At 59.0% G+C, this 12,407-nt stretch carries 14 protein-coding genes and 1 pseudogene; 8 read left to right on the top strand and 7 right to left on the bottom strand.

All coding sequences use genetic code 11. The features are described 5' to 3' along the window. Positions 1–45 precede the first annotated feature (45 nt). The gene (locus LOY50_RS18725; RefSeq protein WP_258691256.1) at positions 46–444 is read left to right on the top strand and encodes a hypothetical protein; all 399 of its coding nucleotides are present in this window, start codon (positions 46–48) and stop codon (positions 442–444) included. Here LOY50_RS18725 and LOY50_RS29175 read toward each other — a convergent pair. Both LOY50_RS29175 and LOY50_RS18720 read right to left on the bottom strand, forming a co-directional pair. Next, positions 345–567 (bottom strand): annotated as a pseudogene (locus tag LOY50_RS29175) (transposase domain-containing protein); the annotation flags it as partial. The gene LOY50_RS18725 and the pseudogene LOY50_RS29175 overlap by 100 nt on opposite strands. Before the next feature lie 68 nt (positions 568–635). Further along, the gene (locus LOY50_RS18720; RefSeq protein WP_214510597.1) at positions 636–1,043 is read right to left on the bottom strand and encodes a DUF3224 domain-containing protein; all 408 of its coding nucleotides are present in this window, start codon (positions 1,041–1,043) and stop codon (positions 636–638) included. Between the two features lie 759 nt (positions 1,044–1,802). On the opposite strand from LOY50_RS18720, the gene LOY50_RS18715 reads away from it, so the two are divergent. Together LOY50_RS18715 and LOY50_RS18710 are read left to right on the top strand one after the other, a co-directional pair. Then, complete coding sequence (locus LOY50_RS18715) at positions 1,803–1,985, top strand: hypothetical protein (RefSeq protein ID WP_258688837.1); 183 nt, start codon at positions 1,803–1,805, stop codon at positions 1,983–1,985. 229 nt (positions 1,986–2,214) lie between these two features. Further along, complete coding sequence (locus LOY50_RS18710) at positions 2,215–2,484, top strand: YceK/YidQ family lipoprotein (RefSeq protein WP_212799784.1); 270 nt, start codon at positions 2,215–2,217, stop codon at positions 2,482–2,484. 121 nt (positions 2,485–2,605) lie between these two features. Here the strand turns inward: LOY50_RS18710 and LOY50_RS18705 are convergent, their stop codons facing one another. Together LOY50_RS18705 and LOY50_RS18700 are read right to left on the bottom strand one after the other, a co-directional pair. After that, a complete protein-coding gene (locus LOY50_RS18705; RefSeq protein ID WP_003203778.1) occupies positions 2,606–3,034 on the bottom strand; it encodes a DUF2628 domain-containing protein in 429 nt (142 codons plus the stop codon). A 237-nt stretch (positions 3,035–3,271) separates the two neighbouring features. Further along, complete coding sequence (locus LOY50_RS18700; RefSeq protein WP_253476458.1) at positions 3,272–4,186, bottom strand: LysR family transcriptional regulator; 915 nt, start codon at positions 4,184–4,186, stop codon at positions 3,272–3,274. Positions 4,187–4,295: 109 nt separating this feature from the next. Here LOY50_RS18700 and LOY50_RS18695 point away from each other — a divergent pair, with 109 nt between their 5' ends. The 4 genes from LOY50_RS18695 to LOY50_RS18680 all read left to right on the top strand — a co-directional run bounded on the left by LOY50_RS18695 (position 4,296) and on the right by LOY50_RS18680 (position 7,259). Continuing rightward, complete coding sequence (locus LOY50_RS18695) at positions 4,296–5,381, top strand: TauD/TfdA family dioxygenase (protein ID WP_214510601.1); 1,086 nt, start codon at positions 4,296–4,298, stop codon at positions 5,379–5,381. 4 nt (positions 5,382–5,385) lie between these two features. Further along, on the top strand, positions 5,386–6,150 hold the full coding sequence (locus tag LOY50_RS18690; protein ID WP_258688836.1) for a TSUP family transporter: 765 nt from the start codon (positions 5,386–5,388) through the stop codon (positions 6,148–6,150). 93 nt (positions 6,151–6,243) lie between these two features. Further along, the gene (locus tag LOY50_RS18685) at positions 6,244–6,954 is read left to right on the top strand and encodes an AzlC family ABC transporter permease (protein ID WP_109754629.1); all 711 of its coding nucleotides are present in this window, start codon (positions 6,244–6,246) and stop codon (positions 6,952–6,954) included. Continuing rightward, positions 6,951–7,259 (top strand): AzlD family protein, encoded by a 309-nt coding sequence (locus LOY50_RS18680; RefSeq protein ID WP_214510603.1) that lies wholly within the window; start codon positions 6,951–6,953, stop codon positions 7,257–7,259. Before LOY50_RS18685 ends, LOY50_RS18680 begins: the two co-directional genes overlap by 4 nt. A gap of 53 nt (positions 7,260–7,312) precedes the next feature. Here the strand turns inward: LOY50_RS18680 and LOY50_RS18675 are convergent, their stop codons facing one another. Next, positions 7,313–7,519, bottom strand: a complete 207-nt coding sequence (locus LOY50_RS18675) for a hypothetical protein (protein ID WP_018610898.1) — start codon at positions 7,517–7,519, stop codon at positions 7,313–7,315. Positions 7,520–7,751: 232 nt separating this feature from the next. Continuing rightward, positions 7,752–8,963, bottom strand: a complete 1,212-nt coding sequence (locus LOY50_RS18670) for an MFS transporter (RefSeq protein ID WP_258688832.1) — start codon at positions 8,961–8,963, stop codon at positions 7,752–7,754. 129 nt (positions 8,964–9,092) lie between these two features. Between LOY50_RS18670 and LOY50_RS18665 the strand changes: the two genes are divergently transcribed. Next, positions 9,093–9,602 (top strand): anti-virulence regulator CigR family protein, encoded by a 510-nt coding sequence (locus LOY50_RS18665; protein ID WP_214510605.1) that lies wholly within the window; start codon positions 9,093–9,095, stop codon positions 9,600–9,602. Positions 9,603–10,244: 642 nt separating this feature from the next. Here the strand turns inward: LOY50_RS18665 and LOY50_RS18660 are convergent. Further along, on the bottom strand, positions 10,245–12,089 hold the full coding sequence (locus LOY50_RS18660; RefSeq protein WP_253476454.1) for a sigma-54-dependent Fis family transcriptional regulator: 1,845 nt from the start codon (positions 12,087–12,089) through the stop codon (positions 10,245–10,247). Positions 12,090–12,407 lie beyond the last annotated feature (318 nt).

Genomic DNA, 12,407 nt, shown 5'->3' with positions numbered 1-12,407 from the left:
ATCCCGCTATGATGCAGGGCTTAGATGGCGACTGTAGATAGAACTATGCAAAGGTTGTCATTCTTCGTCAGAGTGTTGTTTGCATGTTGCCTTCTTGTCGCCACGGCTAATCACATCCGTGCAGATGCTTTACATGGTTTGCTCTGGGACTACGGATACGGACCTGGCGCTTATTTGGCGAGCCGTATCTTTTGGGGAGCGCTTACATTTTTTGACCCGTTCGCAGCTCTGCTTCTGTTCCTCAAACCAAGAGCCGGAATCGTGCTTACGGCTGCGATCATCGTGGTCGACGTAGCTCACAACACTTTATATGTCGCTTTGAAGCAGCAGTGGCTGGAGCCGTTTTACCTGTCCCAGGCGGCGTTCCTTATCTTTGTATTCCTGCTGTCTCCCATCGCTTGGCGCGGCTTGACTCCAGACGCTGTAATTACCAGTCCAGCTTGACGTAACTCACTCGCCGGCTGCGTCGTCGGGCGCGCGCGAACCTCCTTCAGGTACGCATACGGGGCGTGACCATTCAGTCGTCCATGCAGACTGGATCAAACTCATGGCCGCTGCCCATTTCCCGCAGTAAGCACTCAGCGAGGTACCTCCCTGATGTGCATCAGGGGCGGTGCCCTTTACGGCTGGTTAAGTTATTCGAGGTGGTAATCCAACCAGATATGGTGCGTTCCGTCGGTGTCAATCGTGATCCCTCCTGACCCGGATATTCCTTCCAAGCCATCCGTACCACTACCCCCAACTATGCAGAAAAACTCGTCTGCACGATCAGTTCCGGTAGTGGAGGCGGAATGAATGAAGTTAAAGGAACCCTCTACGCCATTCACTGTGCCCGTGAAGCTCTCCAGCGCAATGTAGCTGCCCCTTCTTGATGCTTGGTCGAACGCCGCAGTAAAGGATGTTGAAGAAATACCATCGATAGCGCCTGTATAGGACTTTTCCATGAAGCTGATCGACACTGGTAAGCCTGTTGTAATGTTGGGCGTGGGAGTCAGGTCAGTGGGTTTGAAATTCTTGGTGGAAAAAGTGGCTCGCGCTTCCATTCGGATCAGTCCTGTTCCATATGAGTTGAGCGGTCATTCTAATGTAAGGACCCCTCACGTTGAGAACATCTGGCAGAGAGCCAATTCTGTGGTAACAGCTGTCCGGCCTTCATGAGCGACGTGACATTGCACCTGGTTATTGCTGATCGTCAGTCGTAATCGGGCGTCGGTGCTGGAAGAACTCCTCCCGATCTGTTTCGTGGGCTTCATCAAGGACATAAGCGCAAGGGGGGGCGTAGAGGCCAGCCAACGCAGCCTTGCCGCTTCGTCGCGTAGCTCGCTCAACGCTCCGGCGGGTGCAGGGTGTCATTGGTCGGCGACTCGTCTAGACCGGGGGTTTATGCCGGGCTAAGGGTTGCCACGCAGGTTGTTGGCGACTACCCTGAAAATGTTTGGATTGTTACGAGAAATTTCAAGCGTGGCGATTTTCGGTCAACCCACTTAAGGATGAGGTGAACACGATGTTTTCTCATGAAGGCACTGCAATAGAGGTATTGCTCTTCATTTTTGGCTTCGCCGGCTTTGCCCTGGCACTGTGGTTTTCTCATGCCTATTTTGAGCGAAAGACTAAGAATGGTGTAAAAAAACAACATTCAGGTCGTTAAGGCAGTTGAGCTTCGGCTGATGTTTCTTCGTAGACGTCTGCCGAACCTGCCTTCCTGATGGCCACGCTCAGGGTGATGGCGTCCATCTATTGAGATGCACTCTCCCGTGGGGCAAACTCCTGTCGCTTCATTGGCCGATAACAGGAGTTTACGGATGCCATTTCCACTGATGGAACAGAATGCCTTGTTGGCCCTAAAAGGCGTAGGGCCGGCCGGTCTTGAGAACGCACAAAAAGCGGCAAAGGCGTTCAACGATGGAGATCCGAGATTCTCTGGGTATATGTACGCCATTGAAAACCTGACGTTCATGAGTCACCTCGTTCCTGAGATGAGTTGACCCTCGACGGACTACCAGAGCGGACAAGAGACATCGATGCCCTTGCTGTCAGGCATCGGTGTCGTTACTTCCAGCGTAAGTCTCCTCAGAGAGACTTACGTTCGGGTCGTTGTTTCTGACGGGAGTACGGCGCACTGATGCAAGACATGTAACTTATGTCGCCCGTTTCACAGGGCTTGGAGTAGAGTGCGGATCGCCCTTCTTCCGGCCCGTATTCGTGAGTGATCGCATGAAATTGTTCCTAGGCATATTGGCCGTTGTGCTGCTGGCAGGTTGTTCGACGCTCTCTGAAACCTTCGATGATCGTCCACGTTGTGGTCCCCATCCGTATTGCGGGTCCTCCACCGATATTGAAGTGATCAAGGCCGCAACGGATGAAAACGCCGGAGTGTTTCGTGCCTTGGTGCCATTGGCGTTGATTGACCTGCCGTTCAGCTTGGTCGCCGATACGCTATTGCTGCCGTATACCGTGTTTGCTGAAGAACCGACTCGGAACTAATCGGGCCCGCCCGAAGACTTCGCAGGTCCGTAGGCTGGGTTATCCAGATTCCCACGACTCAGAAACAACAAGCCCGCACACTCATGATGAGGTGCGGGCTCTTGATGACCCAAGCCTGCAATCAGAGACGCATGCCTTTGAACGGGTTCCAGCCTTGCTCGCCTTTCACTTCCTTGAGGTAGTAGGCGTAGTTGGCCATGAGTGCGTACATCATCGACAGGGCGATGCTCAGGCCTGTACTCAACGGCCGGGGAAATTCCATGCCGAGGATTGCGAAAATCACGCTCAATGCGATATTGATCGCCAGGAAAATACCCAGCAGGGCGAGGTTTTTCTTCCAGAGACCGAGGACGAACAGGTAGATAGGGCCAAAGAAAAACGCAATCACGTTGGCGTTGATGAGGATTTTCTTCTTGACGCCAGGCAGCGTCTTGACGGCTTCCTTGTAGCGCGGGTCGTTTGGTGCGCCATAGGTTTCAAAGAAGTCAAAGCGTTCCTGCCACTTGGCGCTGTATTTACCCGTGCTTTGTACTTGTTCAGTTGTGCTCATTTTGCAAGGCTCCTGCTTTCCATTAGTAATTTTTCTTTCTTCCAAGAAATCCTGTGCTCTGTTTCCAGCGCATTGATTGCTTTGATCTTTGACGAAGGGCGCGAGTGAATCGCCTGAGGTGCTTATTTTGCCGTTTTATGGCCCTTGGTGTGGAACATTCCGCATTGGCCGTTTGAGCGGTCGCCTGGTCTGTGACGTGCTTCACTCTATTTTTTCAACGGGGGCACCGGCCGACCTTCAGGAGCGGCTGACGCTGTCACCGTAGACACGGATCATGTCCAGCAGGTTCTTGACCCGCAACGGCAGGTTGCCGGCTGGATAGACCGCATGCATGCGCGGGTCTTCACCCGTGCTGGAGGTCAGCTTGTACTCGGGGAACACCCGCGCCAGGCGTCCCGCCGCCACTTCCGGCTCCGCCAGCCAGTCGGCCAGGCGGGCAATCCCGGCACCGGCCAGCGCAGCCTGGAACACCGCCGCGCCGGAACTGAAGCGAAACTTGGGGTGCACGCGAAAGCTGCCGGCCTGGCCCGGCCCACGAAAATTCCATTCCTTGAGAATCCGCGGCGCCGTGTGCAGGATCAATGCGTGCTGTTCCAGCGCCTCGATGGACGCCGGCAGCCCGCATCGCTCCAGGTAGCCAGGGCTGGCGTAGAGGTAGCGCGAATAGCTCCACAGCGGGTAGCCGATCAGGTCGCTGGATTGTGGAAAGGCGCCACGAATCGAAAAGTCCAGCTTGCCCTTGACCGGATCGACCGCCGCATCGGTGAAGATCACATCCACGCTGACATCGGGATAACGCTGGCTGTACTGGGTGATCAACCCGGGGACCACCGTGTGGGCCAAGGATTCCGGTGCGGAAAAGCGGATCCAGCCGGTGGCCAGGCCGCTAAGCCCGGCCAGGTCCTCGTCCGCCTCACGTTGCAGATCCAGCATTCTGTAGGCGTGGGGCATTAGCCGCTCGCCGGCCTCGGTCAGCGTCACGGCATTGGCCGAGCGATTGAACAGCTTGACCCCGCTGCGTTCTTCCAGCCCTTGAATGGCGCGGGTCAGCGAGCTGGGGGAGCGCCCCAGGCTGCGGGCTGCGACGACAAAGCTGCGCTTGCGGGCCACCGTCGCAAAGGCTTCAAGATCAGCCAACATATCCAGTGCCACCGGCTACCTCATTGCGCTTTTCACAATATGACATTGCAACACAAAAAAGCCCCTTCCGTTAGCCTTCCTGCTCTCGGCACAAGGACGTAGATAAACAGGAGCGATGGATATGTCGACGCTGGATGAAACACTCAGAAAAGCAACCGGCCTTGCGGGCGAAGCGACCCACGAATGGCTGGTGCCAAAAGCCCCCCTCTCGACAGAACAGCCCTTGGTCGAATTACAGCTTTCCTACGAAGAGAAAAGAAAATTCCACAACGAACTCAGGCATTTCGCAATCGGCGACAGCGCCTGCGGCCTGCGGCAGATGCCGGCCCTCGGACGCTGCCTGGAACAACTGCTGGCTCCGGAAAAATCCCGCTTGCTGCGTGACTTCCAGCACTGCGACGAGGTAGCGCTGGTGATCCGTGGCCTGCCGGTCGACGAGCAGTTGCCGGCGACGCCCTACGGTGGCAACCCGGATCTTGCCGAACTGCCGGTGGTCGCCGGGGCGATCCTCGCGGTACTCGCCGTGCTCGGCACCTGCCCGGTGGGCTACCAGGGCGAGAGCGAGGACAGCGTATTTCGCCATGTCTCGCCCAAGCAGCAGCGGGAAACCGAGAAGAGTTCCTACGGCTCGCGCCTGGATCTGGGCATGCATGTCGACAATCCACACCTGCCGCTCAGCTGCGAGGCCGTGCAGCAGTTGTCCGCCTGTCCCGAGTACCTGAGCCTGACCGGCTTGCGCTGCGAACTGACGGTGCCGACGCGGATCGTCGCGATTGCCGACGTGCTCAACATGCTGCCGGACTTCGTCGAGCAGGAGCTGCTGCGCCCGAGCTTTTCGGTACGCCGGCCGGACTCGTTCGCCCGCCAGGGCAAGGTCCTGGAACATGTCCCGCTGCTCTACCGGCCCAGCAGCGGCGGCCTGCACTGTCGCTACAACATGGCCAGCGTCAGCGCTCACTGCGAGCACTCGCGACTGGCCCTGCAACTGTTCGCCGCCGCCGCCAATCACCCCGACGTGGTCCGCTCGGTACTGCTGCAGCCCGGCGACATGCTGATCTTCAAGAACCAGCAGACCCTGCACGCGCGCGATGGCTTCACGCCGCGCTACGACGGCCTGGACCGCTGGATGCTGCGGGTCTTCGGCGTCAACGACCGCGAGCGCCTGCTCCCGCTCTCGACCACCCACCCCTTTATCGCCAGAGCCTGATTCAATGTTCGATATCGTCCTGCTATGTGTCTTCGCCTTCGCCGCCGGCCTGATCGATGCGGCCGTCGGCGGCGGCGGCCTGATCCAGATCCCGGCACTGTTCAATGTGCTGCCCAGCGCCCAGCCCGCAGCGCTGCTCGGCACCAACAAGGTCGCGGCGGCCTGCGGCACGGCCTTTGCTGCGCGCTCGTTCGTGCGCAAGGTGGTGATCGACTGGAGCCTGGTGGTTCCTGCCGCCGGCGCGGCCTTTGTCATGGCCTTCGCTGGCGCAGCGACGGTATCGATCGTGCCGCAGGCACTGATGCGCCCGGCGGTATTGGTGCTAATCATGCTGATGGCGATCTACACCTTCTGGAAAAAGGACTTCGGCAGCCTGCACAAGCCCATGCGCATCGGCACCAAGGAGAAGCTGCTGGCGGTACTGATCGGTGGCGCCATCGGTTTCTACGACGGTTTGTTCGGACCGGGTACCGGCAGCTTCCTGATCTTCCTGTTCATTCGCTGCTTCGCCTTCGACTTCCTGCACGCCTCGGCGTCGGCCAAGCTGGTGAATATCGCCACCAATGTCGCGGCGCTGCTGTTCTTTATCCCAAGCGGCAACGTGCTCTACTTGATAGCGCTGCCGATGGCGCTATTCAATATCCTCGGCGCGCTGACCGGCACCTGGCTGGCGGTGCGCAAGGGAGTGCCCTTTGTCCGCGCGCTGTTCCTGGTGCTGCTGGTGATTCTGATCAGCAAGCTGTCCTATGACCTGATCTCGGCGGGTTGAGTTGCCCATTGCCCCGCCAAACAGTGTTCGACAAGCAGATTCAGCCCCATACTCTCGTTTTTTGTATCGCAGATATTCAGAAGAGGCTCTGTTTTGTCGAATGTTGAACCCCACCTGCACGCGCTGACGTTGAATCACATCTACGACGGTTTCAAACAGCTGATCCCCATCTCTCTTTTCGTCGTTGTGTTCGGAGTGGCGTTCGGCCTGGCCGCTGCGCAAACGGGCTTGAGTGATACATCAGCCGTGCTCATGAGCACGCTGGTCTTTGCCGGCGCTTCTCAATTTGCCGCGCTGGACCTGTGGGGCCAGCAAGTGCCGGTCGTTCCGCTGATGATTACCGTCTTTGCTATCAACGCCCGGCACTTGTTGATGGGCGCGACGCTTTACCCGTGGCTGCGGGAGTTGCCCGTTGCCAAACGCTACGGTGTCATGCTGGTTGTTTCGGACGCCAACTGGGCCATGGCGATGCAGGCGCTCAGTCGTGGCAAGCCTGGGCTCGGGCTTTTATTCGGCGGCGGCATTGCGCTCTGGGTCGCGTGGATCCTGGGCAGTTGGCTGGGGCTTCATTTCGGCAGCGCCATTGAGAACCCGGTCAGTTTCGGGCTCGATATGGTGATGGGTTGTTTCTTGCTGGCGATGGTCGTGGGCGGGAAGAAAAACCTGCGCATGTTCATCATCTGGACCGTGGCGGCCTGCTCATCGCTGTTGGCTTACTGGTACTTGCCGGCGAACAGTCATGTCGTGGTCGGCGCTTTGGCGGGGGGCATTCTGGGCGCGCTGTGGATGGAGAAAAAACAATGAGCATTGAAACGGCGGGTTACGGCACCCTGGTGGTCATATTGATAATGGCCGCGGTGACATTGGCGACTCGGTGGGGCGGTGTTTTCGTGATGTCGTTCGTGCCGATCAACTATCGGGTGCAGCAGTTCATCACGGCCATGTCCGGTTCGGTGTTGGTGGCGGTGTTGGCTCCGCTGGCGGTTAAAGGTGACAACGGCGCACGCCTGGCTTTGCTGACCACGGCAATCGTCATGCTGGCACTGAAAAAACCGCTGCCGGCAATTGCGGCCGGCATACTTGCAGCTGCTTTAGCCAGGCAGTTCTGAAAGGTCGAGTCGCCCGCGAACAAGCGAGCGACGAAACCCCATCAACACCCAGGTCAAAAACTCAGCGCCGCCGCTTCCCCAAACGAGTGATCCTGTACCCCTGCCATAAAGTGCAGCGACATCTCCTGGGGGGCCTCGATGGGTGGAATTTCAAAACTCCCCACCACCTGACCCTGAAGCGCACTCAGCCGCATCGACTCTTCTTCCTTTAACTTTGCCATTCTCGCGTGATTCGCTGCGATTTCGTTGAGAGTTGACACGGTACATCTCCGTTTGCTGACCAAGCATTGATTAATTTGCCGCCGCGTCAGAATTACGTCGTTCTTGGCTGCTGAGACAGGCCAGTGCAAACCCTGAGCCAGACGTGGCCGCCTGTTGGCCCCGACACTCGACAGGTGACGAATGGCGGGGCAGACGCGCATTGACGCCGGCAACGTTGCAACCATGCCTCAATAATAAGTCACTGATAATACAAACCGCTCCTCGGCAGGGTCAGTCGCTCTCGGCGCTGTAGATGCTCGACCGGTGTGTCGAATACCTGTGCACCACAACCACCCCGGCTCCGATCAGGCTGGTGGCAACCGCCAGCAGCACAATCACCTGCTGCGTTCCAATCGGCGCGGCCAGCACCGCGACCAGCAGGCCCGCGAGCGGTTGCGACAGGTTGTTGAGCAGCGTGATGACGCCGACGGTCTTGCCGAAGTCCTGGGGCGGAATCACTTGCTGGCGGAGGGTGCGGAAGTAGACGTTGAACATTTTGTCGAAACCGACAATCAGCAAGAAACCGACGACGTAGCCCCCTGTGTTCGGGCTGAGTGCGGTGATGAAGGCGCCGACGGCGATCAGCGTGTAGGAGAGGGCACCCAGCAGTTTCAAGGGCAAACTCACCCGGGCGAGGAAGAACAGGATGAGGATGGTGGTGACGGCACCGGCTGCCTGTAAACCTGCGTAGTCATCCTTGCCGGCGCCGTAATGGCCGATGACCATGGCCGCCGAGGTGGCCAGGGTGACGCCGATGATCAGGTTGACGCCCACTGCCAGGCTGATGATCTTTTTCAGTTCCGCCAGGTTGCGAATGTGGCCGAAGGCAATGCGCAGCGGGTTCAGCCAGAGGTCGTGATGCTGCGCGAAGGTTTCCAGGGTGACCGAACTGACGCGTTGCCAATACAGCATCGCCAGGTCTGCCAGCAGGAACAGCCCGGCAATCGCCAGCACCACCCAGTGCCACGCCCACACCTCAAGCAGCAGCGCAGCGATCAGTGGGCCCAGCACCAAGCCGGTCTGGTCGGCGATTTGCGAGTAGGACAGGGTCTTGTTGTAGGTGTAGTGCTTGAAGATGTACGGCATCACCACTTCGCGGGCCATGATGCCCTGGGTGGTCAGCACGCCGCACAGGGCCGAGAGCGCGACGATCCAATAGATCCCGCCGAAGACGCCATGGAGCACGACCGCCACCGCGCAGGCGACGGCGCGATAGACCTGGCTGATGTGCAGGATGCGAATCGGCGAGAACTTGTCGCACAGCGCGCCGCAGATCGGGAACGAGAGGTAGCGTGGCAAGGACTCGACGAAAAAGGCCAGGCCTGCCCAGGCGACGCTGTTGGTGGTCTGGAAAACAATCAGCGGGACGATGAACAGCAAAATCTGGTCGGCCAACCGGGAAAGGAACATCGAGACGAAAAAAGCCAGGTAATCCTTGCGCATGAAACTCCTTGATTGCTGTGTTCAGGTGTATCCGGTCCAGGCAAGCGGCGCGCAGCGTGATATGGAACTAATATCACCGTTAGTCTCTATATCTTTACAGGGGACATCCCTTTTTTGAGAGAACCTGCCATGTTCAAATCCCGCTCGTTGATTGCTGCAGTGACCTGTTTCGCCCTGGCAGCTGGCCCTGGCATTGTTGTCGCGGACCCGGGCAACGGCAAGGGAAATGCTCAATTCGATCAAGGTCCTGGCCACGGACAAGGAGGCAAAGGCGGGCAGGGCAACAAGGGCGGTCAAGGAAATCCCGGCAATAAGGGAGGCAAAGGCAACCAAGGCGGTGGCGGTGGTGGCGGCGATTGGCATAACGGCCCGAGCCTTGACCGCGGCGGCATCCTCGGTGTGATTGGCGGTTATCGCGATTACTGGAGCCCCGGCCCGGCGCTGCCGCCAGGCATCCAGAAAAATCTTGCACGGGGCAAGCCGTTGCCACCCGGAATCGCCAAGAAGCTCGATGGGCGACTCCTGGGGCGGTTGCCGCACTATGACGGTTATGAGTGGCAGCAGGTCGGCACGGACCTGATCCTGGTAGCGATCGCCACTGGCATCATTTATGAAGTGCTCAATGGCGCGTTCGACTAAGTCGGAGTAATGCCAATCAGTTAAGCAACACACCTGTGGGAGCAGGCTTGCTCGCGATAGCGGTGGGTCAGCTAGCGATGATGTTGGCTGTGCCGCCGTCTTCGCGAGCAAGCTCGCTCCCACAGTTTTTTCCGAGTTGTTCTCGAACATCACATTCAGCACAAATCCCCTGTGGGAGTATGACTGGGAGAGCCAGGTCGGCTGTCAGGCCGCCTCGCGAGCAAGCTTTGCTCCCACAGGTCCTGCTCAAACAGATTTGACGGGTGTACGACCGGGAGAGCCAGGTCGGCTACTAGGCCGCCTCGCGGTGGACGTTGATCTCGGCGCCCCGTTAACCACGATGGCTGAACGCAGGTATTGCGTAGTGGGCACCTCGGCATGGATGCCGAGGTAGCCGCGCTGGGCCATGGATGGCCCTTCGCGGCGGGCCCACGGAGCAATGCCTTCGTTCAGGCATGCCGAGCCTAAGCGAGGCACCGAGTGGTGGGGCAAAGCGTTTTTGGTTACTTTTGGCGCTTTTCCAAAAGTGACCCGCCGTCAGGGCGGAACCCTAAGCAGCCGTTACCGCAGCAACGGATATGTACTCAATCAACAAGAGCAAGTCCATCCATCGCGAGCAAGCCCACCCCCACAAGTTTCGTATCAGCTTTCAAGTTGCCGCAGCCGTTTGTACAACGTATTGCGGCTGACCCCCAGCCGTCGCGCCAGGTGTGAAATATTCCCGCCCACTGCCTGCAACTGACGGTTCAGGTCCTCGGCATCGTTGAGGTCCACCGTCAGCGGCTCAGGCGTTTCCACCGGTTCCATTTCAAGGTCGACAAAGAAGTCGTCGGGCAGGTGTTCCGGGCGGATCGGTTGTTCTTCGGCCATCGCCAGGGCCACTTGCAGCACGCTGCTGACCTGCCGCAGGTTGCCCGGCCATGGATGGCGTTCGAACAGGTCCAGTACCTCGCGGCTCAGGCCGGCCCATTGGGTCGGTTCGCGGTGGTGTTCCCAGAGGCGTTTGAACAGGGCCTGTTTGTCGCTGCGGTCGCGCAGCGGTGGCAGCTCCAGGGTCAGGCCGCCGATGCGGTAGTACAAGTCTTCGCGAAACCGCCCCAGTTGCACCTGTTCACGCAGCGAGCGGTTGGTGGCGGAGATGATGCGGATGTCCACCGGGAACAGCTCGGCGCTGCCCACCGGCTGTACGCAACGTTCCTGCAAGACCCGCAGCAGCCGGGCCTGGGTTGGCAGGGGCATGTCGCCGATCTCGTCGAGGAACAACGTACCCCGGTCGGCCTTGCGGATCAGGCCGATGCTGCCTTTCTGGTTGGCGCCGGTGAAGGCGCCTTTTTCATAACCGAACAATTCCGATTCCACCAACTCGGCGGGGATCGCTGCGCAGTTGACGGCAATGAACGGCTGCTTGCAGCGCGAACTGGCCTGGTGCAGGGCTTTGACGAAGACTTCCTTGCCGACGCCGGTCTCGCCGTGGATCAGCAGCGGAATGTCCTTCTCCAGCAAACGCTCGGCCTGGCGCACAGCCTTCTCCACACGGCTGTCACCGAAGTGCAGGGTGTTGAGGCTGATAGCGTTACTGGCGGGGGCCGGCGCAGGTGCTGTTTCGGTGAACACGCGAGCCTTGATCGACACCTGGCTCGGGCGCCTGAGCAAGCACTGGAAACGATTGCTGCCGGACGCTTGCAGGGCGAACGGCAGGCCGTCGGGCTGGTTCAGCAGTTCCAGCAGTGAGACCTTGAACAGGCTTTCGATGCTGACCCGCGACAGGCTCAGGCCCAGCAGGTTGTCGGCGCGGCGGTTGGCGGACAGGACCTGGCCGCTCTCATCGAAGACCAGCAGTCCGGCCCATTGGCTGTCGAGGTTGTTCAGGCCGGTGTTGAAGGTCAGTTGGAAGTGTTCACCGCGAAACAGGTTGAGGATCAGCCGGTTCTCCACGGTCTGGCTCATCATCTTGACCATGCCCAGGGTGTGGGAGGGCGGCAGGTAGCTGTCGCTGGAGACGTCCAGCACGGCGATGACCTTGCGCTCGGCATCGAAGATCGGCGCGGCGGAGCCGGTCATGAAGCGGTTGGCCTTGAGGAAATGTTCATCGTGTTCGATGTGCACAGCCTGTTCGCAGGCCAGCGCGGTGCCGATGGCGTTGGTGCCGGTGCAGCGCTCCATCCAGCTCGCCCCGGCGCTGAAGCCATGGGCCAGTTTCGGTTCGATGAAGCGCTGGGTGCCCCAGGAGGTCAGCACTTGGCCCTGGTTGTCGGCCAGCATGATCAGGCAGTTGGAGTTGCTCAGGATGTTTTCGTAGTACGGCAAGACTTCCTGGTGGGTGGTCTGCACCAGCGAATGCTGGCTCTCCAGCAACTGGGCGATGCCTTGGGCGGGCAACTGGTCGAAGGCCGGCACGCTTTGATGGTTCAGGCCGAAGGCGCGGCAACGGGACCAGGAGGCCTGGATGATGGCCTCGTGGGACAAGGCTGGAGCAGGTGCGGCCATGGGGCACTCTCGCAGGAGCTGTTTTTATTGTTGTGGCAAGTCTCGCACAGACTCCTTGTGCTGGGGCAGGCCTGAATACCACTTCATACACAAACCCTTGTGGGAGCGAGCTTGCTCGCGATAGCGGTGGATCAGCAGCATTGATTTGGCTGACACACCGCTATCGCGAGCAAGCTCGCTCCCACAGAGGGCATGGCCAGGCTAGCCGAAAACGTTCTTTCAGTGTTGTTCAAAATTGTTCATTGTCAACCCGGGCGTTGTTCAGTTGTTCATTCATGGCTGTTCACTTGTGTTCATCAATGAACGTATTTTTCCTGC

The sequence above is a fragment of the Pseudomonas sp. B21-010 genome (assembly GCF_024749325.1).
GTDB lineage: Bacteria > Pseudomonadota > Gammaproteobacteria > Pseudomonadales > Pseudomonadaceae > Aquipseudomonas > Aquipseudomonas kilonensis.
Note: the sequence above shows the minus strand (reverse complement) of the source record. Positions and strands in the feature narration are given on the sequence as shown.

Bases quoted from the DNA above. Each gene is read 5' to 3' on its own strand.
- LOY50_RS18660 (WP_253476454.1), bottom strand. From the start codon at position 12,089: ATGGCCGCACCTGCTCCAGCCTTGTCCCACGAGGCCATCATCCAGGCC.
- LOY50_RS18695 (WP_214510601.1), top strand. From the start codon at position 4,296: ATGTCGACGCTGGATGAAACACTCAGAAAAGCAACCGGCCTTGCGGGC.
- LOY50_RS18715 (WP_258688837.1), top strand. From the start codon at position 1,803: ATGCCATTTCCACTGATGGAACAGAATGCCTTGTTGGCCCTAAAAGGC.
- LOY50_RS18725 (WP_258691256.1), top strand. From the start codon at position 46: ATGCAAAGGTTGTCATTCTTCGTCAGAGTGTTGTTTGCATGTTGCCTT.
- LOY50_RS18710 (WP_212799784.1), top strand. From the start codon at position 2,215: ATGAAATTGTTCCTAGGCATATTGGCCGTTGTGCTGCTGGCAGGTTGT.
- LOY50_RS18705 (WP_003203778.1), bottom strand. From the start codon at position 3,034: ATGAGCACAACTGAACAAGTACAAAGCACGGGTAAATACAGCGCCAAG.
- LOY50_RS18680 (WP_214510603.1), top strand. From the start codon at position 6,951: ATGAGCATTGAAACGGCGGGTTACGGCACCCTGGTGGTCATATTGATA.
- LOY50_RS18690 (WP_258688836.1), top strand. From the start codon at position 5,386: ATGTTCGATATCGTCCTGCTATGTGTCTTCGCCTTCGCCGCCGGCCTG.
- LOY50_RS18670 (WP_258688832.1), bottom strand. From the start codon at position 8,963: ATGCGCAAGGATTACCTGGCTTTTTTCGTCTCGATGTTCCTTTCCCGG.
- LOY50_RS18720 (WP_214510597.1), bottom strand. From the start codon at position 1,043: ATGGAAGCGCGAGCCACTTTTTCCACCAAGAATTTCAAACCCACTGAC.
- LOY50_RS18665 (WP_214510605.1), top strand. From the start codon at position 9,093: ATGTTCAAATCCCGCTCGTTGATTGCTGCAGTGACCTGTTTCGCCCTG.